The 20,891-nt window shown below is 55.8% G+C and carries 21 protein-coding genes; 3 read left to right on the top strand and 18 right to left on the bottom strand.

Annotated elements, in window-relative coordinates:
* Nucleotides 1–88: 88 nt before the first annotated feature.
* Nucleotides 89–1,585 carry a murein biosynthesis integral membrane protein MurJ gene (gene murJ, locus ABA45_RS03775; RefSeq protein WP_264753031.1) on the bottom strand — a complete coding sequence of 499 codons (1,497 nt, stop codon included), beginning with the start codon at nt 1,583–1,585 and terminating at the stop codon, nt 89–91.
* A 384-nt stretch (nt 1,586–1,969) separates the two neighbouring features.
* Here murJ and rpsT point away from each other — a divergent pair, with 384 nt between their 5' ends.
* Entirely contained in the window at nt 1,970–2,239 is a 270-nt protein-coding gene (rpsT, locus tag ABA45_RS03770; protein WP_014870022.1) for a 30S ribosomal protein S20, read from the top strand.
* A 90-nt stretch (nt 2,240–2,329) separates the two neighbouring features.
* Here rpsT and proB read toward each other — a convergent pair whose 3' ends face one another.
* From proB to rplU, 4 genes are all read right to left on the bottom strand, one after another.
* Entirely contained in the window at nt 2,330–3,457 is a 1,128-nt protein-coding gene (gene proB, locus ABA45_RS03765) for a glutamate 5-kinase (protein ID WP_048384385.1), read from the bottom strand.
* Between the two features lie 30 nt (nt 3,458–3,487).
* The gene (gene cgtA, locus ABA45_RS03760) at nt 3,488–4,681 is read right to left on the bottom strand and encodes an Obg family GTPase CgtA (RefSeq protein ID WP_048384384.1); all 1,194 of its coding nucleotides are present in this window, start codon (nt 4,679–4,681) and stop codon (nt 3,488–3,490) included.
* Nucleotides 4,682–4,831: 150 nt separating this feature from the next.
* The gene (rpmA, locus tag ABA45_RS03755; protein WP_014870019.1) at nt 4,832–5,092 is read right to left on the bottom strand and encodes a 50S ribosomal protein L27; all 261 of its coding nucleotides are present in this window, start codon (nt 5,090–5,092) and stop codon (nt 4,832–4,834) included.
* A gap of 34 nt (nt 5,093–5,126) precedes the next feature.
* A complete protein-coding gene (gene rplU, locus ABA45_RS03750; protein ID WP_048384383.1) occupies nt 5,127–5,438 on the bottom strand; it encodes a 50S ribosomal protein L21 in 312 nt (103 codons plus the stop codon).
* Nucleotides 5,439–5,669: 231 nt separating this feature from the next.
* Here rplU and ABA45_RS03745 point away from each other — a divergent pair, with 231 nt between their 5' ends.
* A complete protein-coding gene (locus ABA45_RS03745; RefSeq protein ID WP_048384382.1) occupies nt 5,670–6,638 on the top strand; it encodes a polyprenyl synthetase family protein in 969 nt (322 codons plus the stop codon).
* 100 nt (nt 6,639–6,738) lie between these two features.
* Here the strand turns inward: ABA45_RS03745 and ABA45_RS03740 are convergent, their stop codons facing one another.
* The 9 genes from ABA45_RS03740 to glyA form a co-directional block, all read right to left on the bottom strand.
* The gene (locus ABA45_RS03740; protein WP_048384381.1) at nt 6,739–7,401 is read right to left on the bottom strand and encodes a DUF2057 family protein; all 663 of its coding nucleotides are present in this window, start codon (nt 7,399–7,401) and stop codon (nt 6,739–6,741) included.
* A gap of 142 nt (nt 7,402–7,543) precedes the next feature.
* A complete protein-coding gene (locus tag ABA45_RS03735; protein ID WP_048384380.1) occupies nt 7,544–8,074 on the bottom strand; it encodes a phosphatidylglycerophosphatase A family protein in 531 nt (176 codons plus the stop codon).
* A 41-nt stretch (nt 8,075–8,115) separates the two neighbouring features.
* Complete coding sequence (gene thiL / locus ABA45_RS03730; RefSeq protein ID WP_048388639.1) at nt 8,116–9,081, bottom strand: thiamine-phosphate kinase; 966 nt, start codon at nt 9,079–9,081, stop codon at nt 8,116–8,118.
* Nucleotides 9,082–9,089: 8 nt separating this feature from the next.
* Nucleotides 9,090–9,590, bottom strand: a complete 501-nt coding sequence (gene nusB / locus ABA45_RS03725; protein ID WP_014870012.1) for a transcription antitermination factor NusB — start codon at nt 9,588–9,590, stop codon at nt 9,090–9,092.
* Nucleotides 9,590–10,066: a 6,7-dimethyl-8-ribityllumazine synthase gene (ribH, locus tag ABA45_RS03720; protein WP_014870011.1), complete on the bottom strand. Its 477-nt coding sequence runs from the start codon at nt 10,064–10,066 to the stop codon at nt 9,590–9,592. Before ribH ends, nusB begins: the two co-directional genes overlap by 1 nt.
* A gap of 44 nt (nt 10,067–10,110) precedes the next feature.
* Entirely contained in the window at nt 10,111–11,226 is a 1,116-nt protein-coding gene (gene ribBA, locus ABA45_RS03715; RefSeq protein WP_048384379.1) for a bifunctional 3,4-dihydroxy-2-butanone-4-phosphate synthase/GTP cyclohydrolase II, read from the bottom strand.
* Nucleotides 11,227–11,278: 52 nt separating this feature from the next.
* The gene (gene ribD / locus ABA45_RS03710) at nt 11,279–12,394 is read right to left on the bottom strand and encodes a bifunctional diaminohydroxyphosphoribosylaminopyrimidine deaminase/5-amino-6-(5-phosphoribosylamino)uracil reductase RibD (RefSeq protein WP_048384378.1); all 1,116 of its coding nucleotides are present in this window, start codon (nt 12,392–12,394) and stop codon (nt 11,279–11,281) included.
* Entirely contained in the window at nt 12,391–12,906 is a 516-nt protein-coding gene (gene nrdR, locus ABA45_RS03705; RefSeq protein ID WP_048384377.1) for a transcriptional regulator NrdR, read from the bottom strand. The genes ribD and nrdR overlap by 4 nt, the downstream gene beginning before the upstream one ends.
* 69 nt (nt 12,907–12,975) lie before the next feature.
* Nucleotides 12,976–14,229 (bottom strand): serine hydroxymethyltransferase, encoded by a 1,254-nt coding sequence (gene glyA / locus ABA45_RS03700; RefSeq protein ID WP_048384376.1) that lies wholly within the window; start codon nt 14,227–14,229, stop codon nt 12,976–12,978.
* 280 nt (nt 14,230–14,509) lie between these two features.
* Here glyA and ettA point away from each other — a divergent pair, with 280 nt between their 5' ends.
* Nucleotides 14,510–16,171 carry an energy-dependent translational throttle protein EttA gene (ettA, locus tag ABA45_RS03695; RefSeq protein ID WP_048384375.1) on the top strand — a complete coding sequence of 554 codons (1,662 nt, stop codon included), beginning with the start codon at nt 14,510–14,512 and terminating at the stop codon, nt 16,169–16,171.
* Between the two features lies 1 nt (nt 16,172).
* Here the strand turns inward: ettA and ABA45_RS03690 are convergent, their stop codons facing one another.
* From ABA45_RS03690 to ABA45_RS03675, 4 genes are all read right to left on the bottom strand, one after another.
* Nucleotides 16,173–16,571 carry a PilZ domain-containing protein gene (locus ABA45_RS03690; RefSeq protein WP_048384374.1) on the bottom strand — a complete coding sequence of 133 codons (399 nt, stop codon included), beginning with the start codon at nt 16,569–16,571 and terminating at the stop codon, nt 16,173–16,175.
* A gap of 217 nt (nt 16,572–16,788) precedes the next feature.
* Nucleotides 16,789–18,168 carry a DNA repair protein RadA gene (gene radA, locus ABA45_RS03685; RefSeq protein WP_048384373.1) on the bottom strand — a complete coding sequence of 460 codons (1,380 nt, stop codon included), beginning with the start codon at nt 18,166–18,168 and terminating at the stop codon, nt 16,789–16,791.
* 54 nt (nt 18,169–18,222) lie between these two features.
* Nucleotides 18,223–19,290 (bottom strand): uroporphyrinogen decarboxylase, encoded by a 1,068-nt coding sequence (hemE, locus tag ABA45_RS03680; protein WP_048384372.1) that lies wholly within the window; start codon nt 19,288–19,290, stop codon nt 18,223–18,225.
* A gap of 129 nt (nt 19,291–19,419) precedes the next feature.
* Nucleotides 19,420–20,838, bottom strand: coding sequence for an FAD-dependent oxidoreductase (locus tag ABA45_RS03675; RefSeq protein ID WP_014870002.1), 1,419 nt, complete (start codon nt 20,836–20,838; stop codon nt 19,420–19,422).
* Nucleotides 20,839–20,891: the final 53 nt, after the last annotated feature.

The raw sequence follows: 20,891 nt of genomic DNA, 5'->3' as shown, positions 1-20,891 counted from the left end.
AATATTGCCAAGGAATAGCGGCAATAAAATCGTGCCAAAATTTAAAGCCCATAAGCGTTTGGCACATGATAAGGCGCGAGATTATACCTTACCTGTGGCGAAAATGTTTTATACGCACCCCGGCCAGCGCCAGTGTAACAAAGTACGCAAGTGTGCCTGCAATCACCATTATTGCCATATCCTGGGAGCGTTGAAAGCCGCCGGCCGCCAGCCACTGATTCACCGGCGCGTTGAGCCACAAAATCACCGCCACCAGCGCGCCGTTCGCCAACGCAAGCTGCAGCCCGAACTTGCCCCAGCCGGGCTGGCTGCGCCAGGCGCCGATGGCCTTTAAACCGCGCCACAGCAAAAAGGCATTAAGCCAGGCCGACAGCGATGTGGCCAGCGCCAGGCCTGCGTGCGCCAAGGGGAAGATCAGTATCAGGTTGAGCACCATATTAGCGACCATGGCGATGATGCCAATTTTCACCGGGGTGCGAATGTCCTGGCGGGCAAAAAAGCCCGGCGCCAGCACCTTGATGACCATGAATGCCAGCAGGCCCGAAGAATAAGCGCGCAGGCTTTGAGCCGACATGGCCACATCGTAGTCAGTCACTTCGCCATAATGGAACAGAGTGGCAATGAGCGGCTCGGCCAGTAATCCCAGGGCCAGCGCAGACGGTACACCAATGATTAACACCGCTCGCACCGCCCAATCCAGAGTGGCGGAGAACTGATCCGCTGAGTCCGCTGTGTGCTTACGCGATAAACTGGGCAAAATCACCGTTGCAATGGCTATGCCGAACACCCCTAAAGGCAACTCCGCAAGGCGGTCGGAATAGTACAGCCACGACACACTGCCGGTTTGCAGAAACGAGGCAAGAACGGTGTCCAGCAGCAGGTTTATCTGGCTTACCGACACGCCGAACAGCGCCGGCACCATCAGCTTCAGAATCCGGCTAACGCCTTCGTGGCGGTAATCCACCCGGGGCCGCGGCATCAAGCCCAGACGCATCAAAAACGGTAGTTGAAAAAACAGTTGCAGCGCACCGGCAATTAACACACCCCAAGCAAGCGCCATTATCGGCTCGTTCATAAGCGGCGCTAGCCAGACGGCGGCAGCAATCATCGCCAGATTCAGCAACACCGGTGTAAACGCGGGAACAGCAAAGCGGTCATAGCTGTTGAGAATGCCACCGGCGAACGCCGTCAACGAGATCAGCAACAAATAAGGGAAGGTGATCCGTAACATGTCGCTGGCTAATGCAAATTTTATGTCGTCACCTAAAAAACCCGGGGCAAACACCGCCGTCAGCACCGGCGCGCCGAGCATGGCCACCAGAGTGACCCCCAACAGTACCAGGCCCAACGAGCCGGCAACCGCATCCACTAGGCGCTTGACTTCAGTCGCCGGCTGGTTTTCACGATAAGACGACAGCACCGGCACGAACGCTTGCGAAAACGCACCTTCGGCAAACAACCGACGGAGAAAATTAGGAATCTTGAAGGCCACAAAAAACGCGTCGGCACCGGCACCGGCACCAAAATAGCGAGCAATCACCATATCCCGCACCAGCCCCAGCACCCGCGACGTCATGGTCATCATTCCTACGACACCCGATGAACGCAGCAGGCCCGGCGCAGGTTTAATTGCGCTCACGGCGGGCACCGTCGGCTCTGATGGGCGCGGCGATTCGGGTGTCGGGCCTTGGGGCCCGGGAGACTGCTCAGACATGGTGTTTTGACCGAAAAAATGGAGAGACTGGAGTTTATCACAAGCCTTGCATTCGCTGGCATTGATCACTTTTGACTTGACAAGTCTCGCCGTTGGCGGCATAATTCCGCGTCATTTATTTCGACGCGCTGGATCTGGCGCGCCCGCGATGAAAGAGAGTTGCGATACGGGTGACTGAACGGTTACTGTAACTGCATCTGGCGCTCTCAAACCAAATATTCAGCAACGAATTCAAGTACTTTCAGGAGTTTTACGGTGGCAAATTCCCCGCAATCCAAAAAGCGTGCACGTCAAAACGAGAACAGTCGCAAGCACAACACCAGCCTGCGTTCCATGGCTCGTACGTACATGAAAAAGATTCATGTTCAAATCGCCGAAGGCAACTATGAAGGCGCGAAAGCTGCTTTTTTGCAAGCCCAGCCGATTCTGGACAGCATGATCAACAAAGGCATCTTCCCCAAGAACAAGGTTGCTCGCATTAAGAGCCGCCTGAATGTCAAGGTGAAGGCACTGCAAGCGGCGTAAGCCAATTTAGTGCACGAAAAACCGGCCAGCTGGCCGGTTTTTTAATGTTTGCAGAAACGGCGAGAGATCACGCTAACAAACTACCACCATCTAAGAGGCAATCACCATGTTGTCGCGGTGAATCAGCTCTTCACCGGTCATAAAGCCCAGCAATTCCATAATGCGTTCACTGGACTGACCAGCAATCAAACGTGCAGCAGCAGCGTCGTAATTCACCAGGCCACGAGCCACTTCATTACCCTGCTCATCCAGACACGCCACCATCTCGCCGCGGCGGAATTCACCACTGATACGGGTAACGCCTACAGGCAGCAAGCTGCGACCACCCTGTCGCAACACCCGCGCCGCGCCATCATCAATCACTAAAGTACCCCGGGTTTGCAGGTGACTGGCCAGCCACTGCTTGCGAGCCGCTACACGGCCCTGCTCCGGCAATAAAAGCGTACCTAGCGCCTCGCGTTCACGCAGCCGGCTCAGAACATTGTCGATGCGCCCGCCCACAATCACCGTGAAGGCCCCTGAGCGTGCTGCTAACCGCGCCGCACGAAGCTTGGTCTGCATGCCCCCACGGCCAAGCGCGCCAGCGCTGCTGCCGGCCATAGCATCCAAATTGCGGTTGCTGGCGAAGCACTCGTTCACCAATGTTGCGTCGCTGTGTTTACGCGGGTCTTTATCAAACAGACCCAGTTGATCTGTGAGGATAATCAGGCCGTCGGCCTCGACCACGTTGGCCACCAACGCACCAAGGGTATCGTTGTCACCAAAACGAATTTCATCGGTCACCACCGTGTCGTTCTCGTTCACGATCGGCACGACGCCCAACTCCAATAACGCCCGCAGGGTGCTGCGGCCATTCAAATAACGCTTGCGATCAGACAGGTCGTCGTGGGTCAGAAGAATCTGGGCAGTGTGTATGCCGTGGCGCTTGAACTGTGCCTCCCAGGTTTGTACCAATCCCATCTGCCCTACGGCCGCGGCTGCCTGCAATTCATGCGCCTGCTGCGGCCGGCGAGTCCAGCCTAACCGGCTCATGCCCTCGGCAACAGCGCCGGATGACACCACCACCAGCTCTACACCGGCCGCAACCAGCGCGGCCATCTGATCTACCCAGCGGCCCAGAGCAGGCACGTCCAGCCCTTCACCATCGTTGGTTAGCAGGGCACTTCCGATTTTCACCACCAGGCGGCGAGCCTGTTGCAGTTGGGCGCGTTCAGTCATGATTTGAATACGGTCTCTTACGGGTGCCACTTATTCCGGCGCGTAAACCACTTCTACATCACCATCATCGTCGTCAAAGTCATCATCGTTGTCTTCTTCGCGGGCTGCGCGGCGAGCCATCTTTTCTTCGGTAATGCGGGCGCGGGCCTCTTCATCCATCTGGCGACGACGAGCGGCTTCCTGCTCGGCCGCTTCGGGGTTTTCCGCTTCTTCTGCCGCACGCTCTTCAATCCAGCGCATAACGGCTTGAGTCAGGGGTTTGGTACCTTCGCCACTCAGAGCAGAGATGCTGAATACCGGGCCTGTCCATTCCAGCTCATCAACGATGGCCTGACAATGAGCCTCGCGCTCGTCTTCCGGCACCATATCGACTTTATTCAACACTAGCCAGCGATCGCGATTGGCCAAGGTTTCGCTGAACTTTTCAAGCTCGTAAGCGATGGCTTTTACCGCGTAGGCCGGCGATGAACCGTCGTAAGGGGCCACATCTACCAAGTGAAGCAGTAGGCGGGTACGCACCAGGTGCTTCAGAAAACGGATGCCCAGACCGGCGCCTTCGGCTGCACCCTCGATTAGGCCGGGGATGTCGGCAATCACAAAACTTTGGTGATTTTGCACTCTGACCACGCCCAGGTTTGGCACCAGGGTGGTAAACGGATAGTCCGCCACTTTTGGCGTCGCCGCAGATACAGACCGAATGAAGGTCGATTTACCGGCATTGGGCATACCCAACAGCCCCACATCGGCCAGTACTTTCAGCTCTAGCCGCAGATTCCGGGTTTCACCCTCAGAGCCTTTCGAAGTCTGCCGTGGAGCACGGTTAATAGAGGACTTGAAGCGGGTGTTACCCAGGCCGTGAAAACCACCCTGAGCGACTTTCTGGCGCTGACCTATGCGGGTCAGGTCACCCAGAACTTCGTGCGTGTCCATGTCAACTATGGTGGTGCCTACCGGTACCGGCAGCACCAGATCTTCGCCTTTGATACCAGTGCAATTGCGGCCGGAACCCTGTTGGCCGTTATGAGCTCTGTGCTGGCGCTGAAAGCGGTAGTCAATCAAAGTGTTCAGGGCATCGTTGGCCTCCAGATACACAGAACCGCCATCGCCACCATCGCCACCGTCAGGCCCGCCCCGAGGCACGTATTTTTCACGACGGAAACTCAGGCAACCGTGGCCGCCCGTACCTGCTTCCACAATGATGGTGGCTTCGTCTACAAATTTCATATTAGCTGTTGCTCTTTATGGTATTGGCTGCTGTTCTTTACAATGTTGGCTGAAGCTCTTGCTGATCACTGTGCACTAAAGGCGAAACCCTACAAACCAAAAAACCCCGCAGCCTCAATGAAGCAGTGCGGGGCTTTCGGAGACCACTACTTATGCAGCTGAGACGATGCTTACATATTTGCGGTTCTTAGGGCCTTTTACTTCAAACTTCACCTGACCTTCGGCTTTCGCGAACAAGGTGTGATCCTTGCCCAGTCCAACGTTAGTGCCTGGGTGAAAGCGAGTGCCACGCTGACGAACAATGATGCTGCCTGCGGATACGCTTTCGCCGCCGTAGCGCTTCACACCAAGTCGTTTCGACTCGGAATCGCGACCGTTACGGGTACTACCTGCTGCTTTTTTATGAGCCATGATAAGCCTCCTAATTAAGGGGTGATTCCCGAGATTAGCCCTGAATACCCGTGATCTTTACTTCAGTAAACCACTGACGGTGGCCCTGACGCTTCATAGAATGCTTCCGGCGACGGAACTTGATGATCTGAATCTTATCGTGACGACCGTGGCTGACAACTTCCGCAGTCACTTTGGCGCCGTCAACAACTGGCGCGCCTACTTTAACGTCGTCGCCGTTGGCGATCAGCAAAACACGGTCGAACTCAAAGTTACTACCGGTTTCTACTTCCAGCTTCTCTAGCTTCAGAGTTTCGCCTTCCTTTACACGGTGCTGTTTGCCACCGCTAACAATAACTGCGTACATGTCTACTCTCCGCGATTGACCCACCCCTGCTCTTATCCACCTGGTTCTAAGGGAAGCGCTTTGGCAACCCTATAGCAGGGAGCGCAGGTTGGGATGAGTTGGGCGCGTGATTGTACGAAAAGCCGCCACGCAATACAAGCTGTGTTGACACTCTTCGCCTTGTTACCTAGCATTGCCGCGATCCACCTGTTTTATCGACAGCAACAACACCGCCAAACACCGGAACCCTTCATGACAGCCCAACGCATCTACGACACCGTGGCAAACGACTTCAGCCGCGTTAACGAACTGATTATCCAGCGTTTGTCATCCGATGTTCCGATGGTCGAAAAAATTGCGCAGTACATCATTGAAAGCGGTGGCAAGCGCCTGCGACCGCTACTGGTTCTGCTCGCAAGCCGCGCTACCGGCTATAACGAAGACAATCACCTGAAACTGGCCGTTGTTATCGAATTTTTGCACACCGCCACCCTGCTCCATGACGACGTGGTGGACACCTCCGACATGCGCCGGGGGCGCAGCACCGCCAACGCCAAGTGGGGCAACGCACCCAGCGTGCTGGTGGGCGACTTTTTATACGCCCGCGCGTTTGAAATGATGGTCGAGCTAGAAAGCCTGCCAATTATGAAGGTGCTATCACACGCCACCGCAGTGATAGCCGAAGGCGAAGTGATGCAACTGATGAACGTGAAGAACCCAGACTTGACCGAAAGTCAGTACATGCAGGTGATTCATAACAAGACGGCGATGCTGTTCGAGGCATCTTCGCACTCCGGCGCCTTGCTAGCCGGCGCAAATCACGCCCAGGAAGAAGCGCTGAAGAATTATGGAAAACATCTGGGGCTGGCATTTCAACTGGTGGACGACGTACTGGACTATCGCGGTGACGCCGAAACCATGGGTAAAAACGTGGGTGACGACCTGGCCGAAGGTAAAACCACATTACCGCTGATTTATGCCATCGCCAACAGCAGCGATGACGAAAAACAGCTGATTCGCCGCGCGATCCGCAAGGGCGGGCTAGACGATCTGCAACCGGTTATGGCGATTATAAACACCACCGGCGCGCTGGATTACGCCATGGACAAAGCCAAAGATCAGGCACAGCAGGCCAAGGACTGCTTGCAAAGCCTACCCGCTAGCGAACACCTCGACGCGCTCTACCTGCTGACCGACATTGCGGTTGCCCGCATCAGCTAAACAGCAGCCACCCGGCAATCAAAACCCTTATATCCACAAAAAACCTGCATCGTTGCGATGCAGGTTTTTTGTGGCACGCAGCCTTTCCAAAACGTGAGCGTTATTCGAAAGCCCAGCGCAGGAAGTTTTTCTTCTCTTCGTCTGAGGCGTTTGCCCACACAGCCTTCAGAGTGTCCAGAGCATTGCCTTGCGCTGCGGCTGACGTCGCTTGAACGCCGGCTATTCCCGGAATAGGTGTTCTGGCGAGTGCTTGGCTTGGCACGTAATTCGTTGATACGGTCGCTACCTGGCCAGCACTGCTTACAATCTCCGCTGAAAAATCTTTCATCTCACGCTCGGCTTCTCTGCGCGTTGTCGGCTCGTCAAAACGGAACTCGTAGACAGTACCGGCTTTGGCGTCAAAGCTGGCCAACTGCGGCTTGCTTTCAACAATATCGACCTTGGACTCGCCATTATCCACGACGGTGGTCTTTGCCCAGATAGTCTTATAAATAAACACCACATCGTTCTGACCGGGCAAAAGAGCGTAGTCGAGCGCCAGATCGTCCATCAGGAAGTTGCCCACGGAACGCCCGTTAACCGCCGTTACCCGAATCTCTCCCGGTGCTTTCAAAGTCGCCGCATTCACGGCCTGAGCCGCGTTACCTTGCCAGGTTTCTACACGGCTCACGGAGCTGGAACAGCCAGCAAGAACGACCAGCATAACGGCAGGAAGCAGCAACCTGAAAACAGAAAACGAGCCAGACAGACGGCGATGATTCATTGGATCTCCTTGATGCAACAATAAAGAAAAGGTGCAAAATCAACTGTATCGGCTACAGCCAGCTTTTGTTCTACGCATTCTGACCAGCGACCGTGAGCAGGGCAAGCGCCGCAGGGCCAATTTCACAAAAACCATGCCGTTGTCAGGAAAAAACCTGCGGCATAATCCATAAATCAATCAAGTAAAGGCAAACCAAGGCCATTATGGCGGCCACTACGTCATCCACCATAATACCGAAGCCCCCAGGCAGGCGCTCGTCCAGCCAATTAATGGGCCACGGCTTTATAATGTCAAACAAACGGAACATGACGAACGCAAGTAATACGCCAACGATGTGGTCTGGAAACAACCCCAAGGCAATCCACATGCCCACAAACTCGTCCCAGACAATACCACCGTGATCGTGCACTTTCAGATCGCGGGCGGTTTTTCCGCACAGCCACACTCCCACAATAAACGCCAGAGCCACAATGGCCCAGTATATGGGCTGGGGTAGCCAGGAAAACGTATACCAGATAGGAACGGCTGCCAGACTACCCCAGGTTCCGGGTGCACGGGGCATTGCGCCGCTGCCAAAGCCAAACGCAAGAAGATGAACAGGATCGCGCAAAAATCCGGGTGGCAATACACCTTCCGGCAAATCCGGTCCTGTTGAAAAGTCGTTCTGGCTCATCGGGGCCCTGACGCAGTATGAAGAATGTCGGCCACCCGCTGCTAAGTGATCGAAAAGTGATCGAAGCCCGGACGCTGTGAATAAACCATACCTGCGTCTGCATTTAGCCGCAAGCCTGGCTCCTGCTGCACCTGCCCGATAACCGTAAGCTGCTGTTGCAACTCGCGGCTGGCGGCGGCCCAGCGCTGTTCGGGAACAGTTACGCAGAGTTCGTAGTCGTCGCCGGACTGCAATGCAAACCCTGCCGCTGCGCCGCCCTTGATCCGCCGCAAGGCTGGCGACAGAGGCAGCGCTGCAAGATCGATGGTTGCGCCCACGCCAGAGGCTCGCAAAATATGCAGCAAATCAGCATGCAGCCCATCAGAGATATCAATCGCTGCGGAAGCCATTGAACGCAGCGCAATACCCAATTCCAGCCGTGGCTGCGGGCAATGGTAGCGCTGCAGTAAACTGGCTGCGTCAGTCGCGGGAGCCGTGTCGTACAAAAACTCCAGCGCCGCACCGGCATCACCCAGCTGGCCGCTAACGCACACCAGGTCTCCCTCACGTGCGCCGTCGCGACGCAGAGCCTGACCCTGGGGAACGGTGCCATGCACTTGCAGGCTTAGCGTCAGGGGGCCTCGAGTCGTATCACCTCCCGCCAGCACAATGCCAAACTGTTGGCCGGCCTCGGCTAGCCCGGCGGCAAAGCCTTCCAGCCAGGCTTCATCGGCGGCAGGTAAGGTCAGAGCCAGTGTAAAACACACCGGCTGTGCGCCCATAGCGGCCAGATCACTCACTGCCACAGCGAGCGCGCGCCACCCCAAAAAGCGAGGACAATAACCAAGCGGAAAGTGCACACCTTCAACCAGCGTGTCCACTGAAAACACCAAGTCTTGATTGGCAGGCACACGCTGAATAGCGCAATCATCACCCACTCCAAGCAACAAACCTGAGCCGTCTAAGGCGGGCTTCGTCGCCTTCGCCATTGGCGCAAAGTAGCGGCGAATCAGCTCAAACTCGCCCATGGCAGCCACTAACGCGGGCGGATTTCAGCCAGCCGCAGCCGCCGGCTTAATTTGTCCAGTATGCTGTTTACAAACCGGTGGCCCTCGGTACCGCCAAAGCGTTTCGCCATTTCAATGCCTTCATTAATGACGACTTTGTAGGGCACATCCAAGCGGAATTTCAGCTCATAGGCGCCTAAGCGCACAATGGCCAGTTCTACCGGATCTACCTCTTGCAACGGGCGATCCAGAAACGGTTCGATCAAGCGGTCCAATTCAGCCTGCTCACGGCTGGTGCCGTGCAGCAGGTCACGAAAATACAACAGATCCACTTTGCTCATGTCGTTATCGACCATGAACTCGGCTTCAATGTTAGAAACTGCGCTTTTGCTGAAATGGCGTTGGTATAGCCCTTGCATAGCCATTCCACGGGCGCGGCGGCGATCACCGGCTTTGGGCTGGGCGGCTTTTCCCGGACTGGAAGTCGGCTCGGGGGTTGAACCGGGAATAGTGTCTTCGGGTAGGCTCATTACTCACCCAGCTTCTTGAACAGGCTGACCATTTCAAGCGCTGTAACGGCCGCTTCTGCGCCTTTATTACCGGCCTTGGTGCCTGAACGTTCAATAGCCTGTTCGATGGAATCCACAGTCAGAACACCAAAGGCTACCGGAATATCGGTTTCCAGGCTGACAGCACCCAAACCACTGGCAGCTTCGCCAGCAACGTACTCAAAGTGCGGCGTGCCACCACGAATAACAGCGCCCAGAGCAATAATGGCGTCGTAATTGCCGGTTTCTGCAACTCGCTTGACCGCCAACGGCATTTCGTAAGCACCTGGTACACGAATGACAACAATGTCTTCATCCGCGATACCGTGGCGGGTCAGGGTATCCAGAGCACCGTCCACCAGGCTCTCTACCACAAAACCGTTAAAACGCCCCACAACCAGAGCATAACGGCCGCTGCAGTGGATAAAATCGCCTTCAATTACTTGAACTTCCGCCATCGGTGGCTCCTGTCAGGCTGCCGCAGCATACGGCAGCGGATTAATCATTCGGGGATATAAGGCACGTACTCGACCACTTCCAAATCAAAGCCGGAAATGGCGGAGAATTTCATCGGCGGGCTTAACAGGCGCATTTTGCCCACACCAATATCTCGCAGAATTTGCGAACCAGTGCCCACCGTAAAGTACACGCCAGAGCTGTCTTTGCCGGCACCGCTGCGGCCATGTTCATAGAATTCCTGAATACGGTCTTCCAGGTTGTAACTGTCTTCAGCGCCGTTGAGCAAAACCACAACACCGAGCTCCTCAGCAGCCACTTTTTGCAGCGCCCGATGCAACGGCCAACTACGAGAATCGCGCCGGCGGGCTCCGAGCAAGTCGCGCAGGGTATCGGTAATGTGTACACGCACATGCACCGACTGCTCTGGAGAAATGTCCCCCATGGTTAAGGCCAGATGAATGGTGCCATGGATGCTGTCACGGTAAGTGTGCAGCTTAAACAGGCCGTATTCGGTGTCCAGCTCGTTTTGCTCTATGCATTCAACCGTGCGTTCGTTGGTGGTGCGATAGTGAATCAGGTCTGCGATGGTTCCGATTTTCAGGTTGTGCTCGGCGGCAAAGGCTTCGAGGTCTTCGCGCCGCGCCATAGAGCCATCATCTTTCATGATTTCACAAATCACGCCCGCCGGCTCACAACCCGCCAACGCAGCCAGATCGCAGCAAGCTTCGGTGTGGCCAGCTCGGCTGAGCACACCGCCGGCGTCTGACATCAGCGGGAAAATATGGCCCGGCTGCACCAAATCTGATGGTTGGGCATCGCGGCCTACAGCTGCCTGCACCGTCCGAGCGCGGTCAGCAGCAGAAATTCCGGTGGTAACACCCTCTGCCGCTTCAATAGACGCAGTAAACTTAGTACCAAAACCGGAAGCATTTTGGTTGACCATCAGCGACAGGCCCAGCTGCTTACACCGATCGCGGGTCATCGGCATGCAGATCAGCCCACGACCAAAACGCGCCATAAAATTGATGTGTTCAGCCTCGCAATGTTCGGCCGCCATGACCAGATCGCCCTCGTTCTCGCGATCCTCGTCGTCCATCAAAATGACCATTTTGCCCTGACGAATATCTTCAACAATATCTTCGATCGTATTCAGTGCCATACGAGGTTGCACCCTTGCAGCGCTCCTGCCCGGAGCCACCGTGAATTGAAAGTTAGCGACGCGCCAGAATCAGCCTCTGGTCAGCGCCGAGCTGACGCCGGTCAAGCACCTGCCATTGTATTTTGTCTGCCATGGATTCCAGCGGCAAATTAGCCGTTGGCCGCCCGGTACTGCCAAGGAATACCGGGGCCTGATAGAGCCAGAGCTCATCCACCAGATCCTCACTGATAAAGCTGCCTGCCAGAGTTGGCCCGGCCTCTACCAGCACTTCATTGATGCCTATGTCGCCCAACGTATCCAACATTTCAGCCACGTTTACACCCTTGTCGTGCCAGGCTACGCCGCGCAGGCGTATGCCCAACGCAGCCAGATCCTGAGCCGCGCTGGTCGCCAGCGAGGCCGTAGCACAGAATACTTGTACTTTACCGCCGCGGAAGATCTTCGCAGATGCTGGCGTGCGGGTATCGCGGTCGGCAATTACCCGTAGCGGTTGCCGCCCGGGCTCGGTGGCGCTGCCAATATCGCCCATTTCTTCGCGCCGCACCGTTAGCGACGGATCATCCGCCAGCACCGTACCCACTCCGGTCAGAATGGCGTCGCTCATGGCGCGCAAGCGCTGAACGTCACTGCGCGACTCTGGCCCAGTAATCCATTGGCTCTCACCCGATGCCATAGCCGTGCGACCGTCCAGACTCGCGGCCATTTTTAGCCGTACCCACGGGCGCCCGCTGGTCATACGCTTCATAAAGCCCGGATTTAACTTAGCGGCCTCGCCTGCTAACAAACCCACATGAACGCGAATACCGGCCGCCCTGAGCATCTCCAACCCGCGCCCGGACACATTGGGATTTGGGTCCAGCGTAGCAGCAAAAACCCGTGCCACGCCGGCTTCTATAAGTGCTTTGGCGCAGGGCGGTGTGCGCCCGAAATGACTGCAGGGTTCTAAGGTGACATACGCCGTAGAGCCGCGGGCAGCAGTACCAGCCAGGCTCAACGCACGCACTTCGGCGTGGGCTTCTCCGGCGCGTTCGTGCCAGCTTTCACCTAGAATGCGATCTCCGCGGGCAATCACGCAGCCCACACGGGGGTTCGGGTGAGTGGAATAACGGCCACGCCAGGCCAACTGAACAGCGCGGGCCATAAAGGCCCGGTCGCGAGTGGTGATCATGACTTTTTTTCCGCGCCCGAATCCGCCAGCGCCTTAGCTACATCTGCAACCGAATCACCATTGCCGGCGGTAAGACGCTCGATTTCTTCCTTGAATTCGTTCACATCCTGAAAGCTACGATACACCGAAGCAAATCGCACGTAGGCTACTTTGTCTAGCTGGCGCAGCTCAGTCATCACCTCTTCACCCAAACGCATAGATTTTACTTCGCGCTCGCCGGTAGCCCGCAGTTGCGCCTTAATGTGGCTCAGAGCGGTATCTATTTGTTCGATACTGACCGGGCGTTTTTCCAGCGCTTTCATCAACCCGGAACGCAGCTTTTCTTCGTCAAAAGGCTGTCGTGTGCCATCCTGTTTCACGACCCGCGGCATAACCAGCTCGGCAGTTTCAAAGGTAGTGAACCGTTCGCGGCACGAAAAACATTCCCTGCGGCGACGCACCTGATTTCCCTCTGCCACCAGGCGCGAGTCAATCACTTTGGTATCGTCTTCACCACAGAATGGACAATGCATAATCAGAAACTCTGGAGAGAACCCCAGGCCCAGCCCAAACGGGCCTGGCCTGGGGTAACAACTGGCAACTTACGCGTATACCGGAAAGCGGGCGCACATGGCTTCAACCTGCCCGCGCACACGGTCAATCACGGCTTCGTCGTTCAGGTCGGCAAGAATGTCACAAATCCAGCCGGAAAGTTCGCGACATTCTGCTTCGGCAAAACCACGAGTGGTAACAGCCGGCGTACCAATGCGCAGACCCGACGTAACGAAAGGCGAGCGTGGATCGTTCGGTACCGCGTTTTTGTTCACGGTAATATGAGCCCGGCCCAGTGCTGCATCGGCGTCTTTACCGGTGATGTCCTGTTTGATCAGGCTTAACAGGAACAGGTGGTTTTTAGTACCGCCAGACACCACGTCAAAACCGCGATCAACGAACACTTCGGCCATGGCCGCAGCGTTTTTGACCACTTGCTGCTGATAAGTCTTGAACTCGGGGCTCATAGCCTCTTTGAAGCAGATCGCCTTGGCCGCAATCACGTGCATCAACGGGCCACCTTGGCCACCGGGGAATACCGCGGAGTTCAGCTTCTTGTGCAGCGATTCGTCGTCACAGGCTAGAATCAGCCCGCCGCGGGGACCGCGCAGGGTTTTATGAGTGGTGGTGGTCAGCACGTGAGCGTGAGGGACTGGGTCAGGGTAAACACCCGCTGCCACCAAGCCGGCGACGTGCGCCATGTCGACAAACAGGTAAGCACCTACCTTATCAGCGATCTCGCGAAAACGCGCAAAATCAAGATACTGCGAATAAGCGGAGAAGCCGGCAATGATCATCTTCGGCTGATGCTCGACCGCCAACGCCTCCACGTCGTCGTAATTGATCAGACCCGTATCGGTGTCGATACCATATTGAACAGCGTTGTAAATTTTGCCGGAAAAATTCACGCTGGCGCCGTGGGTCAGGTGGCCACCGTGGGCCAGGCTCATGCCCAATACCGTATCACCCGCATTCAGCAGAGCTAGAAACACCGCCGAGTTGGCCTGTGAACCAGAGTGCGGCTGCACGTTGGCGTAGGCCGCTCCGAACAATTCTTTGGCACGGTCAATAGCCAGCTGCTCGGCAATGTCTACAAACTCACAACCACCGTAGTAACGCTTGCCGGGATAACCTTCCGCGTACTTGTTGGTCAAATCACTGCCCTGCGCTTCCATCACCCGCGGGCTGGTGTAGTTTTCCGACGCAATCAGCTCGATATGAGCTTCCTGGCGATGGCTCTCCGCCTGCATGGCGTTCCAGAGCTCGTCGTCAAAACCGGCGATTTTCATATCACGATTAAACATGGATGCGCTGCCTCTGTGTGCTTGGCTGACCGTAAAATTTAGCCCGCTATCATAGCTCATTGTCGGGGGTAAAATCACCCTTTAAACCGCCAGCGATTGTTGACGCAGGCCAACACATAATTCCGTACTGTTCAATTCGGGGACAGATTTGACCTTGCATACGGATTTAAAATCTGTCCCCAGATACAGTGAAATCTACTTCAATTGCTATAACTGGGCCATTTCGCTACCTTACTGCGGTTAATTCCGCACATTTGAAACCCCGGAGGATTCCACTCTTATGGCCCAGTACGTATATACAATGAACCGCGTTGGCAAAGTGGTTCCGCCCAAACGCGAGATACTCAAGGACATTTCCCTGAGTTTTTTCCCGGGCGCCAAAATTGGCGTGCTCGGCTTGAACGGGTCGGGTAAATCCACTCTGCTGCGCATCATGGCCGGCATTGATCAGGATTATTCGGGCGACGCCCGCCCTCAGCCCGGCATCAATGTCGGCTACCTGCCCCAAGAGCCAGAGCTGGACGACAGCAAGACCGTTAAGGAAATTGTCGACGAAGCCGTGGCCGAAGTTCACAACGCGTTAGCAGAGCTTGACCAAGTGTACGCCGCTTATGCCGAACCGGATGCCGACTTTGACGCCTTGGCCAAAAAGCAGGAAAAACTTGAGGCTGTAATTCAGGCCACCGACGGCCACGACATTGAACGCAAAATGGAAGTCGCTGCCGATGCCCTTCGCCTGCCGGCCTGGGACCAGATGGTAAAAAACCTGTCCGGTGGTGAACGCCGCCGCGTTGCACTTTGCCGCCTGCTACTGTCGGGCCCAGACATGCTGCTGCTGGACGAGCCCACTAACCATCTGGATGCCGAATCGGTTGCTTGGCTGGAGCGATTTTTGCACGACTATGAAGGCACCGTTGTGGCCATCACTCACGACCGTTACTTCCTGGATAACGTTGCCGGCTGGATTCTAGAGCTGGATCGCGGCCACGGCATTCCGTTTGAAGGCAATTACAGCCAATGGCTGGAAAACAAACAGAATCGCCTGGAAATGGAATCCAAGCAAGAAGCCTCACATCAAAAAGCCGTGAAACACGAGCTGGAATGGGTGCGCAGTAACGCCAAAGGCCGCCAGTCCAAGAGCAAGGCCCGCCTGGCGCGCTTTGAAGAAATGAGCTCGCAAGAATTCCAGAAGCGCAACGAGACCAACGAATTGTACATTCCACCCGGGCCCCGCTTGGGTGACCAGGTGATTGAAGTCAACGGCATTAACAAAGCTTTTGGCGATCACCTGCTGTATGAAGACGTGTCTCTACGGGTACCACAAGGCGCCATCGTGGGCATCATCGGCGGTAACGGCGCGGGTAAATCGACCCTATTTCGCATGATTGTCGGCAAAGACCAACCCGATGCAGGCAGCATTATCATCGGCGAGACCGTAAAGCTGGCTTATGTTGACCAGAATCGCGATCTGGACGGCAGCAAAACCGTTTGGGAGCTGCTCAGCGAAGGCCAGGACACGATCAAGATAGGCAACTACGAAACGCCGTCAAGAGCCTATGCCGGCCGCTTTAACTTCAAAGGCGCCGACCAGCAAAAACGGGTGGGCGACTTGTCCGGTGGCGAGCGCAATCGCTTGCACCTGGCCAGCCTGTTAAAAGAAGGCGGCAACGTGCTGCTGCTAGACGAACCTACTAACGATCTAGACGTAGAAACATTGCGCGCTCTGGAAGAAGCCCTATTGAACTTTCCTGGTTCGGCTTTGGTAATCTCTCACGATCGCTGGTTTCTAGACCGGGTAGCTACTCACATTTTGGCGTTTGAAGACGATGGCGAAGTGATTTATTACGAAGGCAACTTCAGTGACTACGACGAAGACCATAAGAAACGCAAAAGCGATTCGGCCATGGTGCCACAACGCATAAAGTACAAAAAGTTAGCGTGATTTAATCAGCTTTGGGAGTCTGCACGCCCACGGGCGTCAGCAGATTCCCTAATTCCCGCTCCAACAAAGCAGGATCCCCAAGATTCAGCTCCACCAGCCTGCGCAAATGCGTGGCGCTATCCATATCTATGTACTGCACCTGAAACCCCAAATGCTGGTCTTCGACGTGGCGCAACACCACCGCCATCACAATACCAGCCTCGGTACCGTTCAGAAATACGGTTATCTCACAAAGCTCATCCACTGCCACAACCCATTGCGGCGGACGTTGCAAAAGCACGCCTTTCAGCGAAATATCCAGCACCTGAGCCTGCCAGATCTGCTCTTGCCACTGCACTTCGCAGGCGGCATCAAACTCAATGCGGTGAAAACGGCGTTGCTCGGTAGCGGGGGTTGTCACAAAGAACTCCTGACGGCGGGCTTACTATTGACTATAGACCGGCTCAAGACAAACCGAAAGTACCAATAGTTGGCGGCGTGACGGCTGTGCTCCGCCCTATTCGGAGGAACCTCCCACTTCTTAGGCGACAACCGGTCTCCAGACTGGGAACATTAGGGACGGATTTGAAATCCGTCCCTGGCCTTGTTCTTTCATCACTATGTTTGTGCAGATTTTGCTAAAGTTCGTCAAGAGCCGTCAGCGCGTCACTCAGCTTTGTCACCGGAATAACCTTCATGCCGTTAATGGCTTTACGCGGGGCGTTGCCTTTTGGCACCAGCGCGTGGGTAAAGCCATGCTTGGCCGCCTCGTTAATCCGCTCTTGGCCGTTGGGCACTGGGCGAATTTCGCCAGACAGACCTACTTCGCCAAAAATCATCAGATCTTGCGGTAGCGCCCGATCGCGGAATGACGACACAACGGCCGCCAAAAGTGCCAGATCGGCACTGGTTTCAGCGACTTTCACACCGCCCACCACATTCACAAACACATCCTGGTCCGCCACGTGCATGCCACCATGACGGTGTAAAACCGCCAGCAACATGGCCAGCCGGTTTTGATCTAGCCCCACGGCCACTCGCCGGGGATAACTACCCTGAGCCGTATCCACCAGCGCCTGAATTTCTACCAGCATGGGCCGAGTGCCTTCCCACACCACCATCACCACACTGCCGGGCGCAGTTTCTTCGCCACGATTCAGAAAGATAGCGGATGGGTTTTTCACTTCTTTCAGGCCCTGCTCCAGCATGGCGAACACGCCCAGCTCGTTCACCGCACCAAAGCGGTTTTTAATACCGCGCAAGGTGCGATAGCGGCTATCGCTTGAGCCTTCAAGCAAAATGGAGCAATCAATCATGTGCTCCAGCACTTTTGGCCCGGCTAGGCTGCCGTCTTTCGTGACATGTCCCACCAATAGCAAAATGGTGCCGGTCTGTTTTGCAAAGCGGGTCAGAAACGCCGCGCTTTCACGTACCTGTGACACGCTGCCGGGCGCCGATTCGGAATCGGCCACGTGCATCACCTGAATACTGTCAATCACCAGAATTCGTGGTTTTTCCACTTCAACGATCTGTAACAGCCGCTCAACGCTGGTCTCTGACAGCATTTTCAAATCTGAGGTGGGCAGGCCTAGCCGCTTGGCGCGCATAGCCACCTGTTGCAGAGATTCCTCGCCGGTTACGTAAAGCGCCGATACCGAGCTTGCCAAGTTGCACACAGCCTGTAACAGCAAAGTACTCTTACCGGCGCCGGGGTGCCCGCCCATCAACACCGCCGAACCTTCCACCAGGCCACCGCCCAGAACCCTGTCGAATTCCGCCATACCGGTGCTCAGGCGAACCTGTTCCGCCAAACTGACATCATTCAGGCTCTGCACCGCCGACAGGCTGCCGGCAAAACCTTCGAAGCGGGAACCGCGGGCGCTTTTATTGGCCTGTGCCGAAACGCCGCGAACCTCGCTGAGAGTGTTCCACTCCTTACAGGCCGTACACTGGCCCTGCCACTTGGAGAAGTCGGCACCACAGTCGGTGCAGACAAACGCGGTTTTCACTTTGGCCATAAATCAGCTCTGGTGCTGTTCGTTTTAATGGTGCTCTTAGTTCTGGTGGTGCTCTTAGTTCTGGTGGTACTGCGGGCTCAGCTCTACCACCGCTTCTATGAACGCGCCGGCGTGGGCAGGGTCTACATCCGGCGTAATGCCGTGGCCCAGATTAAAGATGTGGCCCGTGCCATGGCCAAAGCGACGCAAAATATCGCCCACCTCTTCACGGATACGCGCGGGCGGCGCGTACAGCATGGTTGGGTCCATATTGCCCTGCAGCACGACCTTATCGCCAACTCGAGCACGGGCGTCGCCAATGTCAGTCGTCCAGTCCAGGCCTACGGCATCCGCACCGCAATCGGCAATCGATTCAAGCCACTGGCCGCCGTTCTTGGTGAACACAATCACCGGAACCTTACGGCCTTCGCTTTCCAGATTCAGGCCAGCGATGATTTTGCGCATGTACTTCAGGGAGAACTCTTCATAGGCCCAGGTGCTGAGTACGCCGCCCCAAGTGTCAAAAATTTGCACCACTTGGGCGCCGGCGCGAATCTGCCCGTTCAGATAATCGGTGACCGCATCCGCCAAGTGGTCCAGCAACTTGTGCATGACTTCGGGCTGGCCGTACATAAGCTTTTTGGCTTCGCGGAAATCTTTCGACGAACCGCCCTCCACCATATAAGTGGCCAAGGTCCAGGGGCTGCCAGAGAAACCAATCAACGGCACCCGTCCGTTCAGCGCACTGCGGATCGTCGACACCGCATTCATCACGTAATCCAGATCGACCTCAGCGTTGAGTTTTGGCAGCGCGTCTACATCAGCGGCCGAACGGATGGTGTGTTTGAACTTCGGGCCTTCACCGGTTTCAAAATACAGACCCAGACCCAACGCGTCGGGAATGGTCAGAATGTCAGAAAACAGAATGGCTGCGTCCAGCGGGAAGCGCTCCAGCGGTTGCAGAGTTACTTCACAGGCTAGCGGCGTGTTTTTGCACAAACTGAGAAAATCACCGGCCTTGGCGCGGGTAGCGCGATATTCCGGCAGATAGCGACCGGCCTGGCGCATCATCCATACCGGCGTGCGGTCTACGGGCTGGCCCATCAGGGCGCGAAGGAAACGATCGTTTTTCAGTTCAGTCATAAAAATGTCCAGCGTTCTCAGTCATTAAAAGGTCATAACATTCAGCAGGCAATGATACCCCGTTTGTATCAATAAAAAAGGGCGACCTGTTTTTGACAGGCCGCCCTCTGATTCACATCAACGCCGATTTCAGATATCCAGATAATCCAGAATGCCTTCGGCGGCCTGGCGACCTTCCCATATGGCTGTTACCACTAAGTCGGAGCCCCGCACCATGTCGCCGCCGGCAAACACCTTGGGATTGCTGGTCTGGAAGGCAAAATCCGCTTGCTCCGGCGCCGTTACCAAGCCGGAATCGCTGGTGCTCACCTGGTGCTGGCCGAACCATTCTGCCGGGCTGGGACGGAAACCAAAAGCCACTAGCACCGCGTCTGCAGGAATGATTTCTTCACTGCCCGGAATCACTTCCGGACGGCGACGACCGTTTTCGTCAGGCTCGCCAAGCTCGGTAGACACCACCTTCACGCCTTCCACCTGACCGTCACCGACGATAGCCACCGGTTGGCGATTAAACATGAAGTTCACGCCTTCTTCGCGGGCATTCGACACTTCACGCCGTGAGCCGGGCATATTGGCTTCATCGCGACGGTAAGCACAGGTCACGCTGGCGGCTTGCTGGCGAATGGAGGTGCGATTGCAATCCATGGCAGTGTCTCCGCCACCAAGCACCACCACTCGCTTACCCTGCATATTGATGAAGTCCTCGGTACTGACTTCGAAGCCCAGACGGCGATTTACGTTAGAAATTAGAAATGGCAAAGCCGCATGAACGCCGGCCAGATTTTCGCCGGGAAAATCACCTTGCATGGAGGTGTAGGTGCCCATACCCATAAATACCGCATCGAAATCGCTGAGCAAATCGCTCATCTGGATGTGTTTACCCACCTCTGTGGACAGGCGAAATTCAACGCCCATTTCTTCAAACACGTTGCGGCGACGCGCCATTACCGACTTTTCCAGTTTGAACTCGGGGATACCAAAAGTCAGCAGCCCACCAATTTCCGGATAAATATCGAACACGACCGGCGTTACACCGCTACGCACCAGCACGTCGGCGCAAGCAAGACCCGCGGGCCCTGCCCCAATCACCGCTACGCGCTTGTCGGTGCGCACCACCTTAGACATATCCGGCTTCCAGCCCAGGGCAAAGGCAGTATCGGTAATGTACTTTTCTACCGAGCCGATAGTGACCGCGCCGTAACCATCATTCAAGGTGCAGTCACCCTCACACAAGCGGTCTTGCGGGCACACTCGCCCACACACCTCGGGCAGCGAATTGGTCTGATGGCAAAGCTCAACGGCCTTCATGATGTTGCCTTCAGCCACCAGCTTCAACCAGTTGGGAATGTAGTTATGTACCGGGCACTTCCATTCACAGTATGGGTTACCACATTCCAGACAACGGTGAGACTGGGACGCCGCCTGATTCTGGGTGATAGGTGTGTAAATTTCCTTGAATTCCTTTTTGCGCTTGCGGGCCGGAACCTTTTTCGGGTCTACCCGCCCTACTTCTACAAACTGGAAGTCGTTATTCAGTCGCTCTTTCATGGTTAGCTCTCTACATTCGTCTGTTCGCGCTGATTCACTTCGGGGCCTGTCCG

Source organism: Marinobacter psychrophilus (genome assembly GCF_001043175.1).
In the GTDB taxonomy this organism is placed as follows: domain Bacteria; phylum Pseudomonadota; class Gammaproteobacteria; order Pseudomonadales; family Oleiphilaceae; genus Marinobacter; species Marinobacter psychrophilus.
This window is presented reverse-complemented; position numbering and strand designations above follow the sequence as displayed.

Coding starts and splice junctions, on each gene's coding strand:
- rpmA (WP_014870019.1), bottom strand. CDS start 5,092: ATGGCTCATAAAAAAGCAGCAGGTAGTACCCGTAACGGTCGCGATTCC.
- ribBA (WP_048384379.1), bottom strand. CDS start 11,226: ATGGCACTGAATACGATCGAAGATATTGTTGAAGATATTCGTCAGGGC.
- glyA (WP_048384376.1), bottom strand. CDS start 14,229: ATGTTTAATCGTGATATGAAAATCGCCGGTTTTGACGACGAGCTCTGG.
- thiL (WP_048388639.1), bottom strand. CDS start 9,081: ATGGGCGAGTTTGAGCTGATTCGCCGCTACTTTGCGCCAATGGCGAAG.
- radA (WP_048384373.1), bottom strand. CDS start 18,168: ATGGCCAAAGTGAAAACCGCGTTTGTCTGCACCGACTGTGGTGCCGAC.
- nrdR (WP_048384377.1), bottom strand. CDS start 12,906: ATGCATTGTCCATTCTGTGGTGAAGACGATACCAAAGTGATTGACTCG.
- ettA (WP_048384375.1), top strand. CDS start 14,510: ATGGCCCAGTACGTATATACAATGAACCGCGTTGGCAAAGTGGTTCCG.
- ABA45_RS03735 (WP_048384380.1), bottom strand. CDS start 8,074: ATGAGCCAGAACGACTTTTCAACAGGACCGGATTTGCCGGAAGGTGTA.
- nusB (WP_014870012.1), bottom strand. CDS start 9,590: ATGAGCCTACCCGAAGACACTATTCCCGGTTCAACCCCCGAGCCGACT.
- rplU (WP_048384383.1), bottom strand. CDS start 5,438: ATGTACGCAGTTATTGTTAGCGGTGGCAAACAGCACCGTGTAAAGGAA.
- cgtA (WP_048384384.1), bottom strand. CDS start 4,681: ATGAAATTTGTAGACGAAGCCACCATCATTGTGGAAGCAGGTACGGGC.
- ABA45_RS03740 (WP_048384381.1), bottom strand. CDS start 7,401: ATGAATCATCGCCGTCTGTCTGGCTCGTTTTCTGTTTTCAGGTTGCTG.
- ABA45_RS03745 (WP_048384382.1), top strand. CDS start 5,670: ATGACAGCCCAACGCATCTACGACACCGTGGCAAACGACTTCAGCCGC.
- ABA45_RS03675 (WP_014870002.1), bottom strand. CDS start 20,838: ATGAAAGAGCGACTGAATAACGACTTCCAGTTTGTAGAAGTAGGGCGG.
- ribH (WP_014870011.1), bottom strand. CDS start 10,066: ATGGCGGAAGTTCAAGTAATTGAAGGCGATTTTATCCACTGCAGCGGC.
- proB (WP_048384385.1), bottom strand. CDS start 3,457: ATGACTGAACGCGCCCAACTGCAACAGGCTCGCCGCCTGGTGGTGAAA.
- hemE (WP_048384372.1), bottom strand. CDS start 19,290: ATGACTGAACTGAAAAACGATCGTTTCCTTCGCGCCCTGATGGGCCAG.
- murJ (WP_264753031.1), bottom strand. CDS start 1,585: ATGATGACCATGACGTCGCGGGTGCTGGGGCTGGTGCGGGATATGGTG.
- ribD (WP_048384378.1), bottom strand. CDS start 12,394: ATGATCACCACTCGCGACCGGGCCTTTATGGCCCGCGCTGTTCAGTTG.